The 390-nt window shown below is 61.5% G+C and carries 1 protein-coding gene; it reads right to left on the bottom strand.

The window, feature by feature from the left end; all coding sequences use genetic code 11:
- Nucleotides 1-20: 20 nt before the first annotated feature.
- A partial coding sequence (locus AB4Y31_RS31855; protein ID WP_368677432.1) for a winged helix-turn-helix transcriptional regulator occupies nt 21-390 on the bottom strand: 370 nt, incomplete at its 5' end.

Here is a 390-nt window from a genome sequence, read left to right as displayed (position 1 = left end):
ATGTAACTCGGGGGCGGGCGTTATGCGGGCTTCTTGACCACGGTGTCGTGAGGGGTGAGCGCCTGCCCCTCGCGGGTCTGCGGAAACATCGAAAGCAACGGCTTGCCCGTTGCCTTGTCGATCAACCACGAATGCCGTTCGCCGCGCTCGAACAAATGACGCTCGCCCCACTGCTGAAGCGCCACGATGATGGGGAAGAGGCTTTCCCCTTTCTTCGTTAGCACGTACTCCTGATAGGTCGTGCCGTCGGAGGCAGGGCGGGTTTCGAGAATGCCGGCCTCGACGAGATGGCTCAAGCGGCCGGACAGGATATTGCGCGCCACGCCCAGATTGCGCTGAATATCACCGAAGCGGTAGATGCCGTCGAACACGTCGCGCAGGATCATCAGC

The organism is Trinickia sp. EG282A (assembly GCF_040965455.1).
GTDB classification, from domain to species: domain Bacteria; phylum Pseudomonadota; class Gammaproteobacteria; order Burkholderiales; family Burkholderiaceae; genus Trinickia; species Trinickia symbiotica.
Note: the sequence above shows the minus strand (reverse complement) of the source record. Positions and strands in the feature narration are given on the sequence as shown.